The organism is Paenibacillus sp. FSL R7-0345 (genome assembly GCF_038595055.1).
Taxonomy (GTDB): Bacteria; Bacillota; Bacilli; order Paenibacillales; family Paenibacillaceae; genus Paenibacillus_AQ.
Map to the genome: position 1 here is coordinate 4,826,685 of NZ_CP152002.1, position 23,488 is coordinate 4,850,172.

Annotated in this window: 18 protein-coding genes; 10 read left to right on the forward strand and 8 right to left on the reverse strand. The window is 53.9% G+C overall.

Features of this window, described 5'->3' with window-relative positions:
- Positions 1 to 31: 31 nt before the first annotated feature.
- The 7 genes from uxaC to NST84_RS21000 all read left to right on the forward strand — a co-directional run bounded on the left by uxaC (position 32) and on the right by NST84_RS21000 (position 8,241).
- Entirely contained in the window at positions 32 to 1,432 is a 1,401-nt protein-coding gene (uxaC, locus tag NST84_RS20970) for a glucuronate isomerase (protein WP_342562088.1), read from the forward strand.
- Positions 1,433 to 1,449: 17 nt separating this feature from the next.
- On the forward strand, positions 1,450 to 2,217 hold the full coding sequence (locus NST84_RS20975; protein ID WP_342562089.1) for an alpha/beta hydrolase: 768 nt from the start codon (positions 1,450 to 1,452) through the stop codon (positions 2,215 to 2,217).
- A 1-nt stretch (position 2,218) separates the two neighbouring features.
- On the forward strand, positions 2,219 to 2,908 hold the full coding sequence (locus tag NST84_RS20980; protein WP_342562090.1) for a rhamnogalacturonan acetylesterase: 690 nt from the start codon (positions 2,219 to 2,221) through the stop codon (positions 2,906 to 2,908).
- A 36-nt stretch (positions 2,909 to 2,944) separates the two neighbouring features.
- Positions 2,945 to 3,787, forward strand: coding sequence for a sugar phosphate isomerase/epimerase (locus NST84_RS20985; RefSeq protein WP_342562091.1), 843 nt, complete (start codon positions 2,945 to 2,947; stop codon positions 3,785 to 3,787).
- Positions 3,788 to 3,978: 191 nt separating this feature from the next.
- Positions 3,979 to 5,916 (forward strand): NAD(+) synthase, encoded by a 1,938-nt coding sequence (locus NST84_RS20990; RefSeq protein WP_342562092.1) that lies wholly within the window; start codon positions 3,979 to 3,981, stop codon positions 5,914 to 5,916.
- Between the two features lie 244 nt (positions 5,917 to 6,160).
- Positions 6,161 to 6,595 carry a MarR family transcriptional regulator gene (locus tag NST84_RS20995; RefSeq protein WP_342562093.1) on the forward strand — a complete coding sequence of 145 codons (435 nt, stop codon included), beginning with the start codon at positions 6,161 to 6,163 and terminating at the stop codon, positions 6,593 to 6,595.
- Between the two features lie 23 nt (positions 6,596 to 6,618).
- Positions 6,619 to 8,241, forward strand: a complete 1,623-nt coding sequence (locus NST84_RS21000; RefSeq protein ID WP_342566482.1) for a DHA2 family efflux MFS transporter permease subunit — start codon at positions 6,619 to 6,621, stop codon at positions 8,239 to 8,241.
- 72 nt (positions 8,242 to 8,313) lie between these two features.
- Here the strand turns inward: NST84_RS21000 and NST84_RS21005 are convergent, their stop codons facing one another.
- Genes NST84_RS21005 through NST84_RS21020 form a run of 4 tightly spaced genes read right to left on the reverse strand, consistent with a single transcriptional unit; the run spans position 8,314 to position 13,929 of the window.
- On the reverse strand, positions 8,314 to 10,326 hold the full coding sequence (locus NST84_RS21005; protein ID WP_342562094.1) for a beta-galactosidase: 2,013 nt from the start codon (positions 10,324 to 10,326) through the stop codon (positions 8,314 to 8,316).
- A gap of 45 nt (positions 10,327 to 10,371) precedes the next feature.
- Positions 10,372 to 12,048 carry a hypothetical protein gene (locus NST84_RS21010; RefSeq protein ID WP_342562095.1) on the reverse strand — a complete coding sequence of 559 codons (1,677 nt, stop codon included), beginning with the start codon at positions 12,046 to 12,048 and terminating at the stop codon, positions 10,372 to 10,374.
- Positions 12,049 to 12,102: 54 nt separating this feature from the next.
- Positions 12,103 to 12,972: a carbohydrate ABC transporter permease gene (locus tag NST84_RS21015; RefSeq protein ID WP_342562096.1), complete on the reverse strand. Its 870-nt coding sequence runs from the start codon at positions 12,970 to 12,972 to the stop codon at positions 12,103 to 12,105.
- A gap of 15 nt (positions 12,973 to 12,987) precedes the next feature.
- On the reverse strand, positions 12,988 to 13,929 hold the full coding sequence (locus tag NST84_RS21020) for an ABC transporter permease subunit (RefSeq protein ID WP_342562097.1): 942 nt from the start codon (positions 13,927 to 13,929) through the stop codon (positions 12,988 to 12,990).
- A gap of 260 nt (positions 13,930 to 14,189) precedes the next feature.
- Between NST84_RS21020 and NST84_RS21025 the strand changes: the two genes are divergently transcribed.
- The 3 genes from NST84_RS21025 to NST84_RS21035 are packed head-to-tail and all read left to right on the forward strand — an operon-like array spanning position 14,190 to position 17,843.
- On the forward strand, positions 14,190 to 15,920 hold the full coding sequence (locus NST84_RS21025; RefSeq protein WP_342562098.1) for a histidine kinase: 1,731 nt from the start codon (positions 14,190 to 14,192) through the stop codon (positions 15,918 to 15,920).
- Complete coding sequence (locus NST84_RS21030) at positions 15,898 to 17,265, forward strand: response regulator (RefSeq protein ID WP_342562099.1); 1,368 nt, start codon at positions 15,898 to 15,900, stop codon at positions 17,263 to 17,265. Before NST84_RS21025 ends, NST84_RS21030 begins: the two co-directional genes overlap by 23 nt.
- Before the next feature lie 41 nt (positions 17,266 to 17,306).
- Positions 17,307 to 17,843 carry a cupin domain-containing protein gene (locus NST84_RS21035; RefSeq protein WP_342562100.1) on the forward strand — a complete coding sequence of 179 codons (537 nt, stop codon included), beginning with the start codon at positions 17,307 to 17,309 and terminating at the stop codon, positions 17,841 to 17,843.
- 96 nt (positions 17,844 to 17,939) lie between these two features.
- Here NST84_RS21035 and NST84_RS21040 read toward each other — a convergent pair whose 3' ends face one another.
- The 4 genes from NST84_RS21040 to NST84_RS21055 form a co-directional block, all read right to left on the reverse strand.
- Positions 17,940 to 18,842 carry a class I SAM-dependent methyltransferase gene (locus NST84_RS21040; protein WP_342562101.1) on the reverse strand — a complete coding sequence of 301 codons (903 nt, stop codon included), beginning with the start codon at positions 18,840 to 18,842 and terminating at the stop codon, positions 17,940 to 17,942.
- A gap of 118 nt (positions 18,843 to 18,960) precedes the next feature.
- Positions 18,961 to 19,362, reverse strand: a complete 402-nt coding sequence (locus NST84_RS21045; protein WP_039875398.1) for an RrF2 family transcriptional regulator — start codon at positions 19,360 to 19,362, stop codon at positions 18,961 to 18,963.
- Between the two features lie 653 nt (positions 19,363 to 20,015).
- On the reverse strand, positions 20,016 to 22,505 hold the full coding sequence (locus NST84_RS21050) for a TIM-barrel domain-containing protein (RefSeq protein WP_342562102.1): 2,490 nt from the start codon (positions 22,503 to 22,505) through the stop codon (positions 20,016 to 20,018).
- Between the two features lie 46 nt (positions 22,506 to 22,551).
- Positions 22,552 to 23,475, reverse strand: coding sequence for a carbohydrate ABC transporter permease (locus tag NST84_RS21055; protein ID WP_342562103.1), 924 nt, complete (start codon positions 23,473 to 23,475; stop codon positions 22,552 to 22,554).
- Positions 23,476 to 23,488: the final 13 nt, after the last annotated feature.

The window sequence follows — 23,488 nt, forward strand, 5'->3', positions numbered from 1 at the left end:
ATCCTAAATTTCTTATAAAGGGAGCGTCATCATGTTTTTAAACGACGATTTTTTATTGACCACCGAACCTGCCCGGCAGCTCTTTCATGAATATGCAGCCAAGATGCCGATTATCGACTACCACTGTCATCTTGATCCGCGTGAAATCTATGAAGACCAGCCGTTCAAGAACCTGACTGCAGCCTGGCTGTACGGCGATCACTACAAATGGCGGCTGATGCGCGCGAACGGCATACCGGAATCGCATATTACCGGCGATGCATCGGATTACGACAAGTTTCTGGCCTGGGCCAGAACGTTGCCGAAGGCGGTAGGCAACCCGCTTTATAGCTGGACCCACCTGGAGCTGCGCCGCTTCTTCGGCATCAATGAGCCGCTGAACGAGCAGACAGCACCGGCGATCTGGGAAGAGGTTAACCGCAAGCTGGCACAGCCGGAATTCACCCGCCGCGGACTGATCCGCAGCTCCCGTGTTAAAACAATCTGCACTACCGATGATCCGGCCGATTCGCTGGAATATCACCAGCTGCTGAAAGAAAACGAGAAGGAATTCAGCGTGTTCCCTACCTTCCGTCCTGATAAGGCGCTGAACATTGATGCACCGGGCTTCTCGGTATGGATTGCAGCACTGGAAAAGGCTGCCGGACTGCCGGTAACCAGCTATGCTGAGCTGCTCGAAGCACTGAAGAACCGCGTGGATTTCTTCCATGAAAATGGCTGCCGCCTGTCTGACCATGCGCTGGATGTCCTGCGCTACCGGGCCGGCACGGATGCTGATGCACAAGCTGTCTTTGCAAAGCGTCTTGAAGGTGGCGAGCTGACAGCCGAAGAGGTTACACTCTATCGTACGGAGCTGCTCACCAAGCTCATCGGCTTCTATCATGACAATAACTGGACGATGCAGCTGCATATCCATGCTTACCGCAACAATAACACGCCAATGTTCCAGAAGCTGGGTCCGGATACCGGCTATGACGGCATTAATGACCTGTCCATCACAGAAAGCCTGTCCAGTCTGCTTGACCGGGCGGAATGCGGTTCAGGTCTGCCGAAGACCATCCTCTATTCGCTGAATGCGAAGGATTACCCGGCGCTGCTGGCTTTGATGGGCTGCTATCAAAAGGATACTGTCGGCAAAATGCAGCTCGGCTCCGGCTGGTGGTACAACGACACCCGAAACGGCATGCGCGAGCAGCTGACCCTGCTGGCTGACAACAGCCTGCTGGGCAACTTTGTCGGCATGCTGACCGACTCCCGCAGCTTCCTCTCCTATACCCGCCACGAGTATTTCCGCCGCGTGCTGTGCGGACTGCTCGGCGAGCTTGTAGAGCGCGGCGAAGCACCGGATGATACAGCGCTGCTCGGACAGCTGGTTCAGGATATCTCCTATAACAATGCCGCCGGATATTTCGGCTTCCCGGCTGCGGAATAAGGTAAGGGGGAGCAAGCATGCTGCATGTATGTCTTGACAGGGATGGAGCTGTGCCGGAGAATTCCGGCGCCTCCATCCTTTCCCTTTATCCGCTTCCGGTTCAGGAGGCGCGGCCGTTTATCCTCGTTCTGCCCGGCGGCGGCTATCATCATCTGGCTCAGCATGAGGGCGAGCCTGTCGCCTTATGGCTGAATAGCCTCGGCATTCATGCCGGCGTGTTGAAGTACGTGACTCAGGACATTGAACCGGCTTCACTGATCAAGGATGTGGAGGAGGCACTGGCCTGGGTGCGGGAAACGCCCAAGGATTGGAGCGTCCGGCCCGGGCATGTCGGGCTCACCGGCTTCTCGGCGGGCGGTCATCTCGCAGCCATAACGGCAGTTACGGCTGCCCCGGACCGTAAACCCGACTTGCTGATTCTGGGATACCCGGTCATTACCTTTGAAGAGCCTTATGCCCATATGGGCAGCCGCGGGAATATGCTGGGGACAAATCCAAGCGAAGCGGAGATCGCGGCCCATTCTGCTGACAGGCAGGTTAACGCGTATAGCCCGCCTGCGTTCATCTGGACCACTGCGGACGATGCCAGTGTGCCTGTGGAGAACAGCCTGAAATTTGCCGCGGCCCTGTCCGGCGCAGGAGTTCCGTTTGAGCTGCATATCTTTGAAGAGGGCCGCCACGGGCTCGGCCTATCCCCTGAGAATGCGGAATGCCGGCAGTGGCTGAAGCTCTGCGAGGTCTGGCTCGGTAAACACCATTTTGTAACTGATAAGGAGGAAGCCTGATATGCCGACACTATACATTGCCGGTGACTCCACTGCCGCCCTGAAGGGGGCGGAAGCCAAGCCGATGGCCGGCTGGGGAGAGTATCTGGACACACACTTCAGCACGGAAGTCATTATCGACAACCGTGCGATCAACGGGCGGAGCACCAAATCCTTTCTTAATGAGGGCCGGCTGGCCGATATCGAAAAGGATTTCCAGCCCGGTGATTATCTGCTGATCCAGTTCGGGCATAATGACGAAAAGCATGAAGATCCTTTGCGTTATACCGATCCCGATAACGGGTACAGGCACAACCTGCGGCTGTATATCGAGTCTGCCCGCAGCAGAGGTGGCTCGCCGGTGCTTCTGACCTCTGTCAGCCGCCGCCGGTTCACTTCAGACGGTGAACCCGATCCGCTGGCTGTAGGCGCTTATCCGGCGGCCATGCGTGCCGTTGCAGAGGAGACGGGTACGCCGCTGCTTGATATTTTTGCTGCTTCCCAGCAGCTGTACCGCAAGCTGGGGATCGACGGCTCTCAGCATCTGCTGATGCATCTGCCGCCGGGGCAGCACCCCAATTATCCGGACGGCGTCACGGATGACACGCACTTCAGCAACGAAGGCGCCAAGCGGATCGCCGCGCTTGTAGCCGTGGCCATCCGGCAGTGCCCGGCTTTAGCGGAGCTGCACCCTTACCTGCATAAGAAGTAGGCTATATTACCTAAACCTACAAGGAGGCCACCTGTAATGAACGTACCGCTTCATCTCGGCATCCGTGCCCACGACTTTCCCGGTCACTCCCTGCCGGAGCTGATCGCGAAGCTGAAGCACTACCGGTTTAGCCACATTCAGCTGGCTGTGCGCAAATCTTTTCCGGCCAGTGTACCTTCGCTGTCCTCGCTCAGCCCCGGAACAGCTGTCTATTACGGCGAAAGCTTCCGCCAGGCCGGCATCAAAATCGCCGTGCTCGGCTGCTATGTCAACATCATTGATCCTGATCCAGACAAACGGACACAGGCACTGCAGGATTTCAGTACCCATCTGCGGCTGGCCAGGGACTTTGGGGCAAGTCTGGTCGGTACGGAAACAGGCAGCGTCGGCAATGGCTATACTCCGGACAATTTTACCGAGGAGGCCTTTCAGGAAGTCGTTAATTCAGTAAAATGGATGGTTGCGGAAGCTGAACGGTTTGGCGTTACTGTAGGCATCGAAGCCGGCCAGAACCATCCGCTGCATAGTGTCAGGCTGACAAAACGGCTGCTGGAGCTCGTTCCGTCGAACAACCTGCAGATTATTCTGGATTGCGCAAATCTCATGTCACCGGACAATTACCGGCAGCAGGAGAAGGTTATTGCAGAAGCGCTGGAGCAGCTGGGCGAACGGATCGCGGTCATCCACCTGAAGGATTTTACTGTAGAAGACGGTAAAATCGTCATCGTTCCTGTCGGCCAGGGACAGCTGCATTTTGCACCGATTTTGCAATATATGAAATACAAGCGCCCTCATATTCAGGGTCTGCTGGAAAGCACAACAGAGCCCTTTTTACAGGAAAGTGTGGATTTTCTGCACCGCCTGTACAATGAAGTGTGAGCATCGTTATTTCAGGCATCCGCAGCATGCGGATGCTTTTTGGCGTCAACTGCGCCGCTGTTATGTGCTCCCGGGGATTTTCATGTAAAATAGACGATGGAGCGCCGCTCCGCTTACATATGTTAGTCAGTCGAGATCATGGGTACATTAGTAGTTAGAGAGCTTTATTCATAAAAAGGATAGGTGAAACCATGCATAATTTCGGATTCGCACGGGTCGCCGCAGCTTCCCCCGAGCTTCGCGTAGCAGACTGCGGGTTTAATGCGGTAAAAATGATTGAAATGATTAAGCAGGCAGACAGCCGGGAGGTAGAATACCTGGTGCTGCCTGAGCTAAGCATAACAGGATATACCTGTGCCGACCTGTTTCTGCAGCCCAAGCTGCAGGCTGAGGCCATCTCAGCCCTGCACCAGATTACAGCCGCAACAGCCGGCCTCAGCCTGATCGTCATCGCCGGCCTGCCTGTCGCCATCAAAGGGCGGCTGTTCAACTGCGCCGCCGTGCTGCAGCAGGGCAAGATCCTCGGTCTTGTGCCCAAGACTTACCTGCCCGGCTACAGCGAGTTCTATGAGCCGCGCTGGTTCGCAGCCGCCGAGGAGCTTGAAGTTACAGAGCTCAGGCTGGACGGTGTTACGGTGCCGATCGGCAATGATCTGATTTTTGCCAGCGAAAGTGACGGCAATCTGTCGTTTGGCGTAGAAATCTGCGAGGATCTGTGGGTACCGGTTCCGCCAAGCAGCCTGCTGGCCCAGGCCGGCGCCCTGCTGCTGTTCAACCCGTCCGCCAGCAACGAGCTGGTCGGCAAAGCCGATTACCGGCGTCAGCTGGTCTCCAGCCAGTCCGCCTCCTGTGTGGCGGCTTATGTCTACGCCGGCAGCAACACCGGCGAGTCCTCAACGGATGTCGTCTTCGGCGGCCATTCGCTGATTGCCGAGAACGGCCAGACGCTGGCCGAATCCGAGCGGTTCAGCCATGAGAGCCAGCTCATCATCGCTGATATTGATGTGCCGAGGCTGCAGTATTCCCGCTCGGTTATGGGCACATTCCGCGCCGGTAAGGGCGGACGTAACTTCCGTGAGATCCTGTTCGCCGATCCGGCGGTACAGCAGAAGGAGCGGGCGCTTGTACGCAAGATTGCCGTCAACCCGTTCGTTCCCGGCAACCCGCAGCAGCGGGATGAACGCTGCCAGGAAATCCTGTCGATTCAGACCTCCGGCCTGATGAAGCGCATCCGCCACATTGGCACTAAGCAGGCTGTAATCGGCATCTCCGGCGGACTTGACTCTACGCTCGCCCTGCTCGTCGCGGTACGCGCAATGGAGCGTCTCGGCCGTCCGGCAAGCGATGTGCTGGCCGTAACGATGCCGGGCTTCGGCACGACGAACCGGACTTACGATAATGCGGTAGGCCTGATCAAGGCGCTCGGCGCTTCGATGAAGGTCGTTGACATTAAGGCAGCGTGCCTGCAGCATTTTGAAGATATCGGTCATGACAAGGATGTTCATGATTTAACTTATGAAAATGTGCAGGCCCGGGAACGCACGCAGATTCTGATGGATCTGGCCAACAAAAATGGCGGCATCGTCATCGGCACCGGCGACCTGTCCGAGCTCGCCCTAGGATGGTGCACCTATAACGGTGACCATATGTCCATGTACAGTGTGAACTCCGGCATTCCGAAAACGCTGATTCAGTATGTTGTCGCCTGGTATGCCGACCATGAAGCAGACGAGACGGTGAACAAGTTCCTGTACAGTATTATTGAGACAGGCATCAGCCCTGAGCTGCTGCCGCCATCGGCGACCGGAGAGATTGTCCAGCTGACCGAAAATATCCTCGGGCCGTACATTGTGCATGACTTCTTCCTCTACTATATGCTGCGGACAGGCGCTGCTCCGGGTAAAATGCTCTACCTGGCTCAGCAGGCCTTCGGCGAAGCTTATCCTAAAGAGCAGCTCAAAGCCTGGCTGAAGGTGTTCATCACCCGTTTCTTCACCCAGCAGTTTAAGCGTTCCTGCCTGCCGGACGGACCGAAGGTCGGTACGGTGAGCCTCTCGCCGCGCGGCGACTGGCGGATGCCAAGCGATGCTTCCGCCGCGCTCTGGCTGCGTGAAGTGGACGAATTATAAGCCGCACCCTGCCGAATAATAGCTGTATCCTCATCAGTCCAGGCTGGTGCGGGTACAGCTTTTTTTGTCGTAAAAAAAATTAGTTAGGCTCTTGACGTATTTTTGTGCAGATGATATATTGTTTCATGCTTTAATAATTAAGTTGTTAATTATTTATCGATTAATTATTTCTCGGTTAATTATTAAAACTTTAATTTAGTAAACCATTTACGTATTTTCAGATGATTGCCCGGGAGGTGAAGCATTGACAGATCAGGAGCGTGACCGGTATTTTGAATTCCCGATTCTTTTCAAGACCTTTCTGAAGGGACTGGGCCAGCAGTGGACCAAACAAGGCTTTCCGATCAACCAGACCCAGTTCAAGGCGCTGCAAACCTTATCCAAGGAAGGTCCCATGATGGTCTCACAGCTGGCCGCTGCGCTCGATTTGACACCTGCCGCCGTTACCGGAATTACGGATCAGCTGCTTACTGAAGGATATATCCAGAAGGAGCGCGCCGCCGGAGACCGCCGGGCAGTCAAGATTACCCTTACCGCTGAAGGAACAGACCTTATTGCAAAGACGCAAAAGCAGCTGGGTGAGGTTATGCATTCTTATTTCAGCATTTTGCCTGAAGAAGACATGGAGCATTTGAGAAGAATTTTCGGAGTATTAATTAAGGAATTAGACAAAAAATAAAAGTGACGGTGAAGAAACCAACTATGGAAAATTTAACAGACAAACGCAAGCTATCCATTATGATTGCCATCATGGCAGCCATGCTGTTTGCCGCGATCAACCAGACGATTACCAGCACGGCGATGCCGCGCATCATCTCCATTCTTGACGGTATGGACTACTATACCTGGACCATTAATATTTACCTGCTCACCTCGACGATTGCCACCGTGCTTGTCGGTAAGCTCTCAGACATGTTCGGACGCAAGCCTTTCCTGCTGGCCGGGATTTTGCTCTTTATGGTCGGCGCCTTTTTAACAGGTACCTCCGATAATGTCTACCAGTTCATCACTTACCGCGGGATCCAGGGGATCGGCGCCGGTATTATCCAGTCTACTGCGTTTACCGCTGTAGGTGACTTGTTCCCTCCGCGTGAGCGCGGCAAATGGATGGGCCTGATGACCGCAGTCTTCGGCTTCTCCAGCGTACTTGGACCGACACTTGGCGGTTATCTGATTGACCATCTTGACTGGCACTGGCTGTTCTGGATCTTCCTGCCGCTTGGTTTTGTGGCTTTCGCGATGATCCTGGCCCTGTTTCCAAAGGCACAACGCGGAACGTCGACCAGTATCGACTACCTCGGCTCTCTGTTTATGACAACAACTATTGTACCGCTGCTGCTCGCTTTTTCGTGGGCGGGTACGGAATACGATTGGGGCTCCGTCCAGATTCTCGGCCTCCTGGCTGTAACTGTAGTATCGGCACTCATCTTTATCTTTGTTGAAACCAAAGCCAAGAACCCGATCCTGCCGCTTCACCTGTTCAAAAACAGCGTAGTTACGATCTCCAACCTGATCGGCTTCCTGATGAACTTCGGTATGATGGGCGCGATGATCTACCTGTCCTTCTTTGTACAGGGTGTACTTGGCATTTCGGCAACTTATGCAGGTTACGTTACTATGCCGATGTCGATTGTAATGGTCGTAGCAAGTGCCCTGACCGGCCAGATGATTGCCAAAAAGGGTAAATACAAACGTTTCGCCCTGATCGGTGTACCGATCATGGTTGCCGGTATGGCGATCATGGTATTCATGAACAACGTGCCGATGGCCGTTCTCAGTATGATCGTATTCGGCCTGGGTCTTGGCCTGGGGATGCCTGTCTTCTCGCTGGCTACCCAGAATGCGGTGTCCCACACCGAGCTTGGCGCAGTTACCGCATCTACCCAGCTGTTCCGTAACCTTGGCGGTACAATCGGTATCGCTGTTATGGGTACCGTAATGTCGAACAATCTGACCAAGCACCTGAAAGAAGCACTGACCTCTTCGTCAGCACCGGACTTCAGTAAGCTTGATCCGACCGTAGCACAGCAAATGACTGCCTTTGCCAACCCGCAGGCGCTGATGAACAAGCCGCTGCTGGAGCAGACGCAAGCCGGTCTGCCTGCTGATGTTCAGCCCATCTTCGCACAGATGATTGACAGCATCCGTGATGCACTGGGCCAGACCTTATCCACCGTGTTCCTTACAGGAACCATCGTTTTGTGTCTTGCTTTCGTGCTTGTCTTCTTCCTGAAGGAGCTGCCGCTGCGTTCCTCGAACAAGGCGCCTGCTAATGCAGAAGCTCAGACTGATGCTGTGGATACTAAGAAATTAGCTGTGGAATAAATCCCGGCTTACAACAATAAAAGGGCAATCCGTTGGTCACTGACCACGGATTGCCCTTTTGTAGTATAAACCTTAAAATCCGGTTCGCGGAATCTCTGCCGGAAGCTCATGATAGGGTTCAGCTGTGCCGGTCCTCACCTTATACATCTGCTTGTGCGCCTGTTCAGCCCCCTGCATAAAAGGCTCATACAGACTGTTGCAGACATCAGCTGCTCCGATCTGATAATTCTCCCCGTCAAAACGTCCCAGCACCGGCTGGTCGTTCCACTGGAAATAATGAACGCCGATCAGCTGCGGGATGGCAGCAGACTGCTCCACAAAATAACGGTATGCTCCGCCGCGCTCCTCCTGGGTAGCCACCGCACGGATACCGTAAGCCAGCATTCCGCTGTCTGCGCCGCCGAAATGGTATTCGCCGATCATAACAGGCTTGCCGAGGCGGCCGCTGATCTGTTCAATCTGCTCCCGGTCGGGAGCAAACTGGTAGCAGTTCAGCGAGAATACATCAAACCATTCGCAGCCCTCCAATACCTCGTCGCTGTTTACCCAGGCATAACGCATACCGAGATTCAGGTGATTGGGGGCTGCCTCCCGGCAGGCACGGGCCGGCAGCTCCACATACCGCCGGATCAGCAGCCGGTTAAACAGTCCATAATCAGCTGCTCTTACCGAATCAGCCAGGGGCTTCGTATCATCCGGATTGTACAGCTCATCATAGCCGGTATAACAGCTGTTCCAGGCTGCGTTTAATTCATCCACTGTACCGTACTTTTCATTCAGCCACTGGATGAATTGCTCTTTGCTGGCAAAGCGGGTCGCTGAAGACAGCATCAGCTGCGTCAGGTTCAGACCGTCCACGAACGCCCAATGCGGCTCGTTGCGCATGAAATACCCGACCATCCGCCGCTCTTCCCGCAGCGGAAGCAATTGCTCCGCAAACTGCTGTGCATTCCGCTCGTATTCCGGACTGAACACATCCGGAAAATCGCGGAAGATCCGCTGCGCCGTCTCCGGGAACCCGCTCAGCGGATACACATACGGCAGGTCCGAGGCCGCGATGAACCTGCTGTCCGACCAGTTCCCGATGGTATTGAACCCGCCCTGCCGCAGCCGGTATTCGGTCAGCTCTGTCCAGGCGTCCCTCCACTGCGGGCCGAATGCTGTGATCAGGTTCGCTATCCCGAAGCTGAATTCACGGCCCTCCTGTGACCAGGCATCTTGATAAGCCCCATCCTGCCCGGGCAGTTGCGGGAGAAGATGCTCCATACCGGTTACACGCATTGGCGAGGAAGGGCCGACACAATCCATTCCGGTACTGAACAGTGCATAACCTTCCGGATCAACAAACCACCAGTTCCGGCCGTCGGACGCTGTGCGGAAATAACCGGTCGCTGTAAATCTCAGCTTCTTCCAGCCTCCGTAACGGCTGAGGGAGCCGGCGCTGTGATCTGCTCCTTCCGTCTCTGCCCATTCTGCCGCCCGCTGCCGCTCAGCCCGGAGCCGGCTGACTAACTCTGCAGCATCTGCCGTTTTACCCGGCCACTCTCTTCCCTTCAGCTGTCCCAGCTCATCCACATAAGGCTGATTGACATACTGGAAATCCGGTTCCTCCGAGCTTAGGCATAAGCCCAGTATATCGACACTTCTCTCCGCAGCCGATGGAATAGTGGCAATAGAAAAGCCGGTTATCTGATCCTGGTCGACCCTGGCATCACCACGCAGCACCGTCTGCATCACACCGGGATAACGCGGCAGGAACAGCTTTTCACCGCTCAAATGCTCCAGTGGCAGGCAGATTACGGTTCTTACGCCCGGCAGGATGCCCAGATGATAAGTAATCTCCCGGTTATGCCGATCACGGAAACGGAACAGCAGCACCAGGATATCATGGCATTCATGGTACACCTCCGCATTCACGTAACGGCAGGCCTTCCATTTAGCAGTATCTACCTTGCCTGGCTGCAATTCTACTCCGCCGCCCTGAGGTGACGTCTGCAGCCGGAAGCCCCCGGAGGGGCTAAGCGTAAGCTGTGCATGAGAGCCGGTGTCGAACCATTCCCCAGACAGCTGGAAGGATGATGCCATCTCTCCACCTCTTTTCTGCATAACGTTTCAGTGAGCACCAGACTCTCATTTAAGCCCCATATTGGTCATGACATCCACTTTACCTGCATTCGTATACCATTCGTTCACTTCTTCCGTGATCTGCGTTCCACCCTTCTCGTACCATTGCTTAACAAAAGTGTCGTAGCTTTCGAGCGGTTCCTTACTGTAGATAATCTTTGTAAAAGTTTCCTTCTCCATTGTGTTCAGCTGCTCCCATGAAGTCTGCATTGTTTTGGTCGGCGGGCCGTTGAAAGCATTAGGGAGCAGCACATCCCGGTTCTCGTATGAAATGACATACCCTGCACTGGTGGTTGGATCATTGGCTGCTGACCGCATCAGCACTCCAGTATCAGCCTTGACGCCTTGTGCCAGATCATAAAAGGATTTGCCCGGTCCATCCACACTCGGCGTATTTTTGGTAAAAGCCATCTTCCCTACTCCCTGGACAGCATCCAGCGGTGTGTTGAATGCCTTGGGATCAAAGACAACCTCCCCGTTCACGATGTCATAATCATAGCCCTGTGCATATCCGTATTTGAAATCTCCCGTGCCGAAGGCGGCATCATACAGCTTGTCGTAGTAGAGGAAGAACGCTTCCATATTATTAAAATCTTTATTGAACATAAATACGCCGTCATTCTGCTGGCCGGACTGGTACGTCTTATCGCCGCTGACCCCGCTGATTGTCGGGTAGGCACTGATTTTGGCACCCTGCACATTGGTCTCAACATCCTTTACACTGCCGTACAGCCAAGGGCGTCCGATGATGATGCCTGCTTTGCCTTCGGTAAAGTCAGCCAGCGCATCCCAGGCCCCCTGTGTCGCCAGCTCCTTATTCAAATATCCCTTGGAATACCAGTCACGCAGCTTGGCCAGTGCATCCTTTGTCCCGTCCGCGACCGACCCGTACGTAAGCTTGCCATCTTCGTTATACCATTGGCCCGGAAGATGTTTGCCGGTGTAAGCGCTGAAGATCATGACGGAGTCGCTGACCCAGCCGGTGTTGTAGGAATCCTTTCCGCTAAAATCGAATCCGTACGTATCCTGCTTGCCGTTCCCGTCCGGATCATCATTCGTAAATGCGGCAATAACCTGCTCGAATTCATCGATCGTCGTCGGCGCTTTCAGCCCCAGATTATCCAGCCAGTCCTGCCGGACCAGCATCACTTCACCTTCCGTCAGATTGGGGGCAATCGGCATCCCGTATACCTTGCCGTCCTGGATAACCGGGTTAAAGGCTGTCGGATATTCCTTGTAAATTTCCTTTAGCCGCTCCGGCATATATTTGTTGATGTCCTCGGTAATATCCTTGACCAGCCCGGACTGGATCAGGTCATTCTCCAGCGAAGTATCATAGACCGGCAGCACATCCGGAAGCTTCTCCGAGCCGGTCAGCGCAAGCCGCAGCTTCGTGTTATATTGCGCTGCATCGCCGCCCAGCAGTGTTGTCTCAATCCGTATACCCAGCTTCTCCACGCCCCAGCGGGTCAGCACATTATCATTCAGGCTTTCACCGTTGATATATTTCCCGGCATTTTCATCCTGCTGCTTCGCAATCGTAAGCGTGATCGGCGGATCATATTTACCGTCCTTAAGCGTCGCTTCCGCCGTAGAGCCTCCTTCCTTTTTGACCGGGCCGCACCCGGCAAGCATTCCTGTAAGCAATACAGCAACGGAGAGTAATGCACCTGTTTTTTTCATGTATAGACTCCTTTACGTTGAATTTAGGTTGAATTTAGGTTGTATCTGCTTCTGCTATTCCTTGACTGCACCCAGTACAATCCCTTTTACGAAATACTTCTGCAAAAATGGATAGACGAGGATAATCGGCAAGGTGCTGATAAAGATCTGCGCTGCCTTGATGCTCTGCTCCGATAATGCCGCCGCTTCCGACTGGCTGAGCGCCATGCTCTGGGCTGAGCCCTGCACCACAACCGTCTGCAAAAAGGAAGCCAGCGGGTAGTTCTCGGTACTCGACATATAGAGAATTCCGTCAAACCAGGCGTTCCAGTGGCCGACCATAATGAACAAGCCTACCGTTGCCAGTCCGGGAAGGGAGAGCGGCAGATAGATTTTGCGGAAAATAACAAAGAATGAGGCACCGTCGATAAACGCTGCTTCCTCCAGCGCCTTCGGAATCGTTTTGAAGAAATTCATAATCAGAATCAGGTTGTAAGCACCAAAAGCTCCGGGCAGCACCAGCGACCAGATCGTGTCCTTAAAGCCCAGCTTCGTAACCAGGATATAGGACGGAATCAAGCCTCCTGAGAACAGCATGGTGAAGATAAAAATCCACATCAGCACATTCCGCCCGCGGAAATCCTTGGATAAGGCATAGCCGGCCGTCGTAATGACAAACATGCTGATCAAGGTTCCCAGTACCGTCCGGAATACAGAAATCTGCATCGAGCCGGTAAAGTTGGTGTTCCTGAAGGTTTTGGCGTAGGCGTCCATATTGAAGTCCACCGGCCAGAAGGACACCAGATTGCCGTTGATCGCAGATTTGCTGCTAAGCGACTGGGCGAGCAGATGGAGCATCGGCAGGAAGCATGATAACGCAATCAGAATCAGACATATATAGTTGAAGAACGAAAAAATCTTATATCCCTTGGACTTATGATACACTCTCCATGCTCCCTTCTAGAATATTTTGTAGTTGGCCACCTTGTAGGCAATACGATATGAAATAACGATCAGGACAAAACTGATGCCTGATTTGAACAGCCCGACTGCTGTACCAAACCCGTATTGGCCGTTCAACAGGGAAGACCTGTACACGTAAGTATCGATAATATCCCCCGTACTGTACACCAGCGGGTTGTAGAGGTTAAAGATCTGGTCAAAGCCTGCATCGAGAATATTGCCCAGACTCAGTGTGGCAATAACAATGATCATCGGCAGCATGCTCGGCAGCGTAACATGTCTGATCTGCTGCCAGCGGGAAGCGCCGTCTATCTCGGCAGCCTCATAATAAGACGGATCGATTCCGGTAATAACGGCCAGGTAGACAATCATGCCGAAGCCGAAGTTTTTCCACAGATCACTGATAATGACCGTTGGTCTGAACAGGACCGGATCGCCCAGAAAATAGACCGGCTGGATTCCGAACACCTGGGTCAGCATATGGTTAATGCCGCCGTCGAGTCCCAGAAGATCAATCATAATGCCGGCCACCGTTACCCATGACAAGAAATGCGGCAGATACACGAGCGTCTGAATGCTTTTTTTGATGCCCATATTGCGGATTTCGCTTAACAGGATAGCCATGATGATCGGCACGACAATCCCGACAACGATTTTGATTACCGCGATAATCAGCGTGTTCGTAATAGCCTGAGTGGCTTCCTTGTACTGAAAGATTCTCGCGAAGTTGTCCCAGCCGATCCAGGCAGAGCCGGAAATACCCAGCCAGGGCTTATAATCCTGAAAAGCCATCACCAGTCCGACCATCGGCCCGTAGGCAAAAATGAGGACACACACAAGTGCCGGGATACAGAGTACATACAACGGCCAGCTTTTTTTCAGTTCCTTGCTCCAGGGATCTTTTCCTTTTTTCCGGATGTCAGTCTTGAGCGGCTGCACCCTGTTTTTTATAACGTGAGCTATTGGTGTTACCCCCTTTAAGAATGCCAAGTAGTCGTTGCAGATCTAATGTTAGCAAAAGCGCTTTCAATCTAAAATGTCCCGATCTGAAGATCATAACCAATCCCTCAACCTGTTTGCTAAGCGCTTTCACTTTATAGGCTGATTGTCTTTTTCTTTTGAATTTAATGAATTATGATAGATTCTGACGGATACACAGCAATTAGACAAAAATGTGTTACAGGGAATGAGGACACAATATGATAAAAAAGGTGAATATGAAACGGTTCATCTACTTCTTCATTTTTTTCCTGCTGCTTACACTGGGGCTGTTCTATATCATGAATACCCTTAGCTCACGAACGCTTCAGGAGAGTCTGGTCAACGCCTCCAAGAACCAGCTGGCTTATGCGGAGGAAATCATAGACGGGGCGATCTCCGAGGCAAGTATGTACGGAATCCAATATACCGCCGACAACGATGTTCGGTTCTATCAGAACCGCAAGCTGGAATTAAGCAACTATGACGCCCAGATGAACAAAAATGAAATTTCCGGCCGGTTAGCGGATCAGCTCTTCTCCAGCCTTGCGGTAGAGTCGATCGGGATTTACTGGAAGCAGGACGGCACCTTCATTCAAACCGGACATGATTCGCTGGCGAAGCTCCCTTTTGAACAGGTAACGGAGCGCGGCTGGCAGACTTATAATAATAGCCTGTACTACTTTTCGGTCTACCCTTACATCCACCAGCCCAAAAATCCGGCAAATATAGAGTACATCGTCGGCGTGAAGCTTAAGAAGGAGTATCTGACCGGACTGCTGGGCAAAGCGGTTAACGGCGACAGCTCCAACGCTTTTTTCCTGGTGAATGACAGCCTCGTCATTAGCAGTAAGCCGGTAGACAGCCGGATCGAGGAAAAAGCGCGGGCGACCGTTACCCCCGATCCGCAGCAAATTCTGAAATTCGATTATCATACCGGCGAGGACGACTATTATGTGCTGTCCAAATACATAGAGCCTATTGATACTTACCTGGTGACGTATACACGGATGAGTGATTTCCTGAATCCGCTGAACCGCAACCAGCAGGTGTTCGCAGCCAGTATTATCGTCATCCTGATCATCGGCCTGACCGTCATTCTGATGTTCTACCGTAATTTCTACCGGAATGTGCATCTGCTCGGCAAAAAATTCCACCAGGTGGAGCAGGGTAACTACAGCACGCGGATCAGCGAGAACCCGGTCAACGAATTTTATACCTTGTTCAAAAGCTTCAACCATATGGTACTCAGAACCCAGAACCTGTTCGCCTCACTCAAAATCGAAACCGAGCTGCGCAGGGATGCCGAGGTAAAGCAGCTGCAGGCCCAGATCAATCCGCATTTTCTGTATAACAGCCTGTTCTTTATCATGTCGATGGCAAAATCCTCACCGGAAGCCGTCATGCAGATGAGCAAGCACCTGGCGGAATATTACCGCTACCTGACCAAGCTTGACCGCCATGATGCCACGCTGGCCTCCGAGCTGCAGCTTGCCGGCCATTTCCTGTCAATTATGTCTCTCTGTAAAGAGCTGCATTATGAGATTAGCCTGCCGCCCGAGCTCGGGGAGCACCGCATTATGCCGCTGATTATCCAGCCGATTGTGGAAAATGCAATCCAGCACGGCATTGAGGAGCTGCAGGGCGCCCACCGTGTCGCAATCGAGGTAAAAGCACTCGATGAAGGGGCACTGATCATTGTTGCGGATGACGGGAAAGGACTTACGCCGGATCAGCTTGAGCTGCTGGCGGCCCGTGTGGGTAGTGAGGCTCCTCCCGAGGGCTCCCGGGGCATTGGCCTGTGGAATATTCATCAGCGGCTCAAAAATGCCTATGGCGAATTAAGCGGCCTGCGGTTCTTCACCAATGACTGGGGCGGACTGTCCGTTATGGCCTACATCGATTTCTCACTGGATGAAGGAGGAGATTATGAAATTACTGATTGTGGATGACGGGCATTATATCGTTGAATATCTGAAGCATCTGCTGGACTGGAAAAAATTCGGCGTACAGCAGGTTGTAACCTCCACCAATTCGCTGGAAGCCAGACATTTGCTTAGCCAAAATGACGTTGATATTCTGATTACCGATATCCGGATGCCTGAGGTATCCGGTCTTGATCTGCTGGAGCACATCAGCGGGCAGCTGCTGAAGACCAAGGTGGTCTTCCTCTCCGGTTATTCACAGTTTGATTACGCCCAAAAGGCGATCCGGCTGGGCGCCTTGGATTATCTGCTTAAGCCTGTAGATAAAGAGGATATGGAAAAAGCCATGCAGCAGGTGCTTAAAAATATTGACGAGCAGCAGCGGAAACAGCAGCCGGTGCAGGCGGAATTTGACGGTCTGGGCTTTCTGCTGTCTGTTATCGGCGGTGCTGCTCCCGCAAAGGGCGACAATGAATTTGCTGCCTGTGATGCTGTGCAGCAGCTGAAGGAACGCTACTGCTTCTTTCAGCTTACAGACGCGAAGGGGTCAGAAGAAGTCACGTTAAGGAATCACGACTGTGCTTCAGAAGGATTCATCTGGACAGCCGGCCCGTCCGTTACCGGCCTGCTCCGGGTATCCGGTGCCGGCCCGCTTGCTGCTGAAATAGAGAATATCTCCTTCTCTGAGAGCTTTGAATTTGCGGACAAGAATACTGTCCGGCATATCTTCTGCCGGTTTTATTACCGGGAGGAGCCGGATGCCGGGGATTGTACGCTGCTGCAGAACTGCACTGCCCATCCGAAACGGGAGAATGTGGACTGGGAAGCCGCCCGGAAAAACATCCTCCGAAGCTACGCCAAGCTGCAAACCAGAAAGCAGCAGATTCTCTATCTGCTTGATTTCATCCAGCTGCTGTACTTCACGTCCGGCCGGCTGCAGCAGTCTGAGGTGGCCGGCTGGATCTTCAAAGAGCTGGCTGAGCCCGATGATGCACTCGAGTCCGTGCTGCTCTGTGTCACCCGGCTGGAGCGCAGCCCCAAATTAACAAACAGCCATATTGTCCGTACTATTCAGGCTTATATTACCGGACATATCGGTGATGGTTTGAGCCTGGATGATCTGGGTAAAATTGTACATCTCCATCCGGTTTATCTGTCAAAGGTATATAAGCAGGAGACCGGCGAGAACCTGTCGGGCTTCATTGCCGCCAAGCGGCTGGAGAAGGCATCGCAGCTGCTGCGGGAATCCAATCTGCATGTGATTGATATCTCCCAGCTGGTCGGCTACAAGAAGCCGCAGTATTTCATCAAGCTGTTCAAGGAACAGTACGGAATTACCCCTTATCAATACCGCAGACAGCAAATCCAATAAGGAATAAGCTTGTAGACTTAGACTTAGGAGGCGATTGCTTAATGAAGCCGTTTGAACAGCCGGTAGCCGGAGCCGGGGGAGCCATCGAAACCTTCACTCTCCCGCAGGACGGCCTGCTGCCGAACAACCCGGCACTGCCGGTCATTGTGTATACAGGTGCTCTGCGGGACCATCCGGAACGCACCGAGCAGATCTTCAATGACAACGGCTGGCTGAACAGCTGGCAGAACGGCGTGTTCAGCTATCACCACTATCACAGCAACGCGCACGAGGTGCTTGGCGTGATGTCCGGGACCGCCAGCCTGCAGCTTGGCGGCGATGCCGGCCGGACGCTTGCGGTGTCGGCCGGAGATGTGCTCGTGCTGCCGGCCGGAACGGCGCACAAGCTGCTGCACAGCTCCGGCGGCTTCCTAGTCGCCGGCGCTTATCCCGGCGGGGCGGACTACAACACCCGGCTGGCCGAGCCTGACGACCTGGCGGCTGCACTGCAAGAGATCGCGGAGGTTCCGCTGCCGGGTAGTGATCCGGTGTACGGTACAGCTGGGCCGCTGCTGGAGGCTTGGGGTGCGGGCGGCTAAATGCGGCTGAAGGCCGGTCAACTGCAGCACTCCGTATTGCCGGGAATCAAAAAGAGCTTTGCCGGAATCATACGGCAAAGCTCTTTTACATGCAGCTTATTTAGTTCTGCTGTACATATTCTCATCCCGCAGCCGGATCAGCACCTTGCCGAAGCGTCCGCCCTGCTGTACAGTAACTGTTCCTTCGGGATACGTAGCGTTCATATAGTCAGAAACGATTTTCCCGGTAGCGTCACTGTCTGTCAGGCGGTGATGTTTCAGCAGCTGAAGCACCTCGTCAATGGCCGCTTCAACAGTATATTCCGCGCTCTTCATTTCCTTGGTCACAATCGACTCAAAGGCGTAGTCCTTTAGATAGAGCAGGTTTAGCAGATAGGCCATCTCGGAGGCTTCGGCAAGCGGCGCAGCCTCTCCTGTAAACAGCGGCAGCACCTCATTCAGCAGACTATGCCGCCTGGAGCCGGCTGAAGTACTGATATAGCAGTATTGTCTGGCACAGCTGATCACACGCTCCGCGCCCGCCCAGTCGGACACAGCCGGACACATCGAGACAAAAACAAGATCAAACGCCTGCTCCCATCCCTTAGCCGCCAGATCAATATCCTCAAAGGCTTCGCGTACCAGAGCGATTTCCGCTTTTCCCTCACTGACCCGGGCTTTGTTCGCTTCAAACAAATCGGCCAGCAGCGCATTCGGCTCAACGGCGGTCACCTTCGCCCCGCGCTCGGCAAACGGCACACTGAATCCGCCCGAAGCCGCGCCGATATCCAGCACTGTCAATCCGTTAAAATCAACGCCCTGACCCTCCATCCAGCCGATAATCCGCTCTGCCCTCTGTCTTCCGCCTTCGCTGAATACCTCTTCGTTAAACGTATGCGCTTTGGAATCGAATGAACGGGTAGGGTCCACGCCAGCCTTTCTTGTCAAATTGATGTAGGATTTCGGGTCTTCCTTCCATGCCTGCTCCCATACCTGTGCGTCAAATAAATGATTAATCATGCCTTATCATCCCTTTTCGTTTAGTAAACTGCTGATAATACCTATAACACAGTGCCGGTTATACAAAAGACTTAAAAGACTTCTTATATCTATAATCAAGCTATAAAAATAACGGCGCTTATAAATCCACCGTTACTTTTGCAGCAAGCTCAGAGAGCTTCTTGTTCTGCAGATAGTCTTCCATCCGGTTCTCTGCCTCCACCATCACCTGCTGGATCAGGCATTCACTGGAATGGTTCAGCGTACAGTCAAACAGCGACGCCGTCCCCTCAATCGCATGGATCACATCTAGAAAAGAAATATCATCCTTCTTCTGCTTAAGCTGATACCCGCCGTTCGCACCGGATACAGACTGGATCAGCCCCGCCTTCACCAGCTTGGTCAGAATCTTCGACAGATACGTCGGCGATACATGCTGCCGTTCAGCCAGCTGCTGCACGCCCACAGGCTTATCAGGAGAAGCAGCCACCAGAAAAAGCATCGTATGCAGCGCATAATTCGTCGCTTTGGAGTACTTCATGTTCCACCTCAACTTCAATCACAGACTTTATAAGTCCATAATAGCTTTTATAGGGATGGAAAGCAAGCTGCTTTTTTAGTTTATATAGCTTGAACTAGTGATTTTATGGTTTAGGATTTGCCTTGTTTCAGTGAATGCGCAGACTTCCGGCCGCTGTTGTCTGCAGATTTCCGGACACGATCATTAGTAGCTGCACGACATAGCATAAAGGAAACTCCCCCCTCCTCCGATGCTTCGCCTTAACTGCATTTTGTGCAACTAAAACGTCTGTTTTTCTTCGAAAGTTCATTTTAACTGTATTCCGTGCAACTAATCTGCCGGGAAAAGCCTGTTTTCGCCGTTTTGGGCGGAAATAGCTGCACAAAATACAGTTATATCGCTGAGGGTCACCTTTTCCTCGGATATAACTGCAGATTGTGCAGCTATTTTAATTTCTATAGAATGGTACACTGCCCATTGAGTGAAATGCTGCTTCACACACAACGTATGCGCAGAGGCGTTCGTTAGAGAGACGAGTTAATTTAGCTGCCGGAGTACAGCAGGAACAACTCAGCCCGGCCGTTGAGGTAAATATTCATTCGTGCACCACAAACCTAATGCAGCGTACAAAGCTCAGCGCCGATGGCGACTCTACCTTCGCCCCCGCTCCGCTCTTACCCCAAGCTGGCCGTCAAAATCTCACACAGCGCGCCGAACAGCGGCTGCTCCAGCTTAAGCGCAGTCAGGGAAGCTAACGCCGCCGCTGGCGTAGCAGAAGACCGCACCAGCCCGTAGATCTGCTCCTTCAGCTGGAATTCTATCTGCGCCCGGTTCAGCAGGGCGAATACGTCCTCTTCAGTCCGGTTAGCGGCAAGGCGCGCGCCGGCGAGTTCAACCGTAATCGCGGTAGACACCGCGGTCTGCGGGATCAACACTGTAAGCGTATGTGTGGAATGGTCATACGCTGTATCCGCTGCCGTCTCCGCACCGCCGGCCAGCACCTTCACCTGCGTTTCGGCTACGCCGGTAAAGCAGAGCTTCCAGCTGCGCAGCGGAGGCAGGGCAGCCAGGTTGCCGCTGGCCGGATGAATCGTAAAGCTGGCAGACTCCGTCCAGCTCAGGTTCATCTCCGTAACACACCAGTTCTCCTCCCGGTCCTGCAATGCAGCCGCATTGTGCTTCATCCCATCCATAGCAGACTCATCGCGCTCTTCATCAGCCCGGTCCCTCACCGCTTCCTCCGCATCCTCCCAAAGGCGGAAGCTGCCGTCTGCTCCAGCGAACACCTTAACCTCCAGCTCCCGCGGGTTCGCCGTGGACGAGGTGTATCCGCTGAGATCAGCCAGCGGAACAATCGCCCCGGCCTTCGCCAGCACCGGAATGGTCTCCAGATTACGGTACAACGTAAGGCTGCGGCCGCCGTCAACCCTCCGGCCGCAGAAAAAGTCATACCAGCGGCCCTCCGGCAGCCACGCCGTGAACTCCGCCATACCGGTCCGGCGGTCCACCGGTGAAGTGATCGGGCAAGCCATCAGCTCCGTGCCGAAGTAATACTGGTTCGGCACACCGTAAGCCTCCGGCTGCTCCGGATGATGATAGTACAGCGGCCGGACCAGCGGCAGCCCGTCCACGCTCGCGTAGCGGTTCATCGTATACAGGTAAGGAATCAGCCGGTGCCGCAGGCGCAGCGCCTCCTTCATCGCGGCTTCCGCAACCGGATTGAACCGCCAGGGCTCCTTGCTGTTGAACGGGCTGGCCGAGCTGTGCAGCCGCAGCACCGGCGCGAACACGCCGAACTGCACCCAGCGCGTCACCAGCTCATCGTCAAGATAGCCCTGCATATGGCCGCCGATGTCGTGGCTCCACCAGCCGTAGCCCGCATTTGCCGCGCTCGCCGTAAAGTACGGCTGGAACGCGAGCGACTCCCACGTGACGATCGTATCGCCGGAGAAGCCGACGGGATAACGGTGGCTGCCCAGCCCCGCATAACGCGAGAACGTCAGCGGTCTGTTCCCTCGCCGCCCGCTGTCCAGATAGTGATAGTGGTTCAGCATCCACAGCGGATCGAGTCCCGGCACCCGGGTCACCCCGCCCTGCTGCCAGTCAATCCACCAGAAGTCCACGCCCTCCTCTTCCAGCGGATGATGCAGATATTTGAAATAGGCCTGAAGGAATTTCGGATCGGTGATATCAAAATCCACCGCATCGCCCTTTTCCGGGTCCAGTCCAAGCTCTCCGGCGATTGCCAGATAAGGGTCTTCGAATGCGCGTACGCCGTCTGCAGGGTGAACATTCAGCGTAACATGCAGCCCCCGCTCATGCAGCTTGGCCAGGAACTGACCAGGGTCCGGGAACAGCTTGCGGTTCCACGTATAGCCCGTCCAGCCGCTGCCATACTTGGGATCGACATCGACCAGATGCCAGTCCATGTCAATCACTGCAACAGAGAACGGGATCTGCTCCTGCCCGAACCGTTCCATCAGCGCCAGATACTCATCTGCGCTGTAAGGATAATAGCGGCTCCACCAGTTGCCGAGCGCATAGCGCGGCAGGAGCGGCGCCGGGCCGCTGAGCCGGTAAAAATCCTTCAGGCATTCCAGATAGTCATGCCCGTACCCGAAAAAATACAAATCCAGCCCGCCGTCCTCACGCGGCGTTACCTGCCCGTCCGCCTCCAGCAGCAGCGAGCGGCTGTCGTCCATCACTGTATAGCCGCCGCGGGACATCAGCCCCGGCTCCAGCGGGATCGTTCCGTCCGCATTATCCAGCGTCCGGGCCGTACCGCCAAGATCCTGCGGCGTGTCGCCGTAATGCCAGACTCCCATCAGGTGGCCTGACCCGTTGCGCACACTCACATTAAGCCCGTAGCGGGAGAACGGCTGCTTGTCATAGCTCAAATGCAGCCTATCCGTTATAATCTCCAGCTTGTTCCCGTGATCCACCAGCTGGAACTCCGGCACCGGAAAATCCCGGTTAAGCACAGTCTGGGTCGCCCGGTCCTCGAACCTTCCGGCAGGATGATACTCCAGGCGGAGCAGCTGCGGAGTCAGAACAGTGATCCGGTAGCCCTCTCCTTCAATAACCGCTTCAGGACGGGCGGCAGGCCGCACCGCCAGCTTCAGATGCTCAGGCAGCGGCCGCTGCTGCTGCATAATATTTTCCATAACCATATGACCTCATTTCCGGCTATAACCGGCGCACCGGTAAGAACTACTCCTTTACCGCGCCGATCATAACCCCCTGGTTAAAGTATTTTTGGATGAACGGATACACGCACATAATCGGAACCGTCGCTACGATAATGACAGAGTAACGCATCATATTAGCCAGCCGCAGTGCCAGCTGCGCCGCCTCGCCGGACCCGATGCCGGACTGCATCTGGTTGGTGATGAGGATGTTGCGGAGGATCAGCTGCAGCGGATGCAGGTTGGGATTTTTGAGATAGATCAGGGCGTTGAAATAGGAATTCCAGTGGCCGACGGCAATCCACAAGCCCAGCACCGCAATAATTGCTTTGGACAGCGGCAGCACAATTCCCGTAAAAAACCGGAGATTCCCGCACCCGTCAATCTGCGCCGCCTCCCACAGGTCGCCCGGAATACTGGTCTGGAAGAACGTGCGGGCAACAATGATGTTATACACGCCGACCGAGAACGGCAGCACCATGACCAGAAACGTGTCATACATATGAAAATCACGGACCGTCAGAAACGTCGGAATCAGTCCGCCGTTAAAAAACATCGTAAAAATAAAGAACAGTGACAGAAATTTACGCCCCTTCAGATCTTTACGCGAAAGCGCATAAGCTGCCGAGATATTAACAACAAGACCGATAAGCGTGCCGACGATCGTATACAGGATGGTATTGCGGTAGCCGATCCAGATATTACTGTGGCGCAGCAGCTCCTTGTAACCGTCGAGCGTGAACCCTTTCGGGAACAGCCAGACCTGGCCGCCGGCCACCGCCGAAGGATCACTGAACGAAGCGATAACGATAAAATACAGCGGATAAATCAGAATAATCAGAAACAATACCGCAATCACGTACAGCACAACTTCCATCACGCTATCGGAGGAGCGGTTGTTTTTTATTTTCCCCTTGGACTCTTTAACTACTGGTGTAAGCACTCCCATTATGATCTCCTCC